2 protein-coding genes are annotated in these 886 nt (G+C 35.9%); both read left to right on the forward strand.

Going from position 1 to position 886, the window contains the following annotated elements; genetic code table 11:
- Positions 1-396 (forward strand): cation transporter (locus tag H5157_RS20590; RefSeq protein WP_182725414.1); only part of this gene is annotated, 396 nt, incomplete at its 5' end.
- A gap of 83 nt (positions 397-479) precedes the next feature.
- On the forward strand, positions 480-776 hold the full coding sequence (locus H5157_RS20595) for a hypothetical protein (protein WP_310736860.1): 297 nt from the start codon (positions 480-482) through the stop codon (positions 774-776).
- The last annotated feature ends 110 nt before the right edge of the window (positions 777-886 follow it).

An 886-nucleotide genomic window follows, 5' to 3' on the forward strand; every position in this document is an offset into this window, starting at 1 on the left:
TATGCTGTCGGTAAAAGCATAAGCATGAAACTTAGAGCGGCACATATATCTGGTGTACTTCAAATTATTCTAGCGCTAGGTGCTTTGAGTGAAGTCGTAAGACGCTTTATTTACGGTAGTGAACCGATCTCTTCTTTAATGATGATATTTGGTGGAATAGCACTAATCGCTAACATTGCTTGTCTGTTTTTAATATTTGGCAACAAAGAAGACGGCGCTCATATGAAAGCGAGCTGGATTTTTTCCGCAAATGACGTTATCGCAAACGTTGGCGTAATCTTAGCTGGTTTATTAGTTACAGTAACAAGCAGCCGTTATCCAGATTTAGTGATTGGTTTGATAATTGCCCTTGTCGTTTTAAACGGTGCTCGCCGCATCTTACAGCTAAAGTATTAAGCAGAGAAATGAAAATAATGCACTCCTCGTATATAAAATCAAATATATCATACGTGATAATGATTTTAATCGCGGTGCAGTCTGTGTTTTTTTCGCTAGAAGGGCTTGAAGTAAACTTAATTGAAAGTTCTTTTAATACATCACTAACTGAGTCTATTACCCCGCTAAAATCTCCAGAAACCTCCAATATATTTGAGGTGAGTAATAGTAACACTTCAATTGATAATTGTAATTTTTGTTGCTGTTGTCACTTATTTTTAAATGCTGATTCTTCTTGTAATGTTTTACAAGCAACAGATCACTTCCTTACCTACGCCTTAGTTTCTCTTGAGCTAAAAGGCTATATCTCGGTGCCATTTCGTCCCCCTAAATACGCCTAAATTTTATAGAAAATTAAGAAAGGTCAAATGTTAATGACCTAAATATCACATATAAATTTATAGGAAAGTATACATGGCACTTAATACCTGTGTGCATCGCAAGATAGCAA

Origin of the sequence: Pseudoalteromonas sp. SG43-3 (genome assembly GCF_014164385.1) — a bacterium.
GTDB classification, from domain to species: domain Bacteria; phylum Pseudomonadota; class Gammaproteobacteria; order Enterobacterales; family Alteromonadaceae; genus Pseudoalteromonas; species Pseudoalteromonas distincta.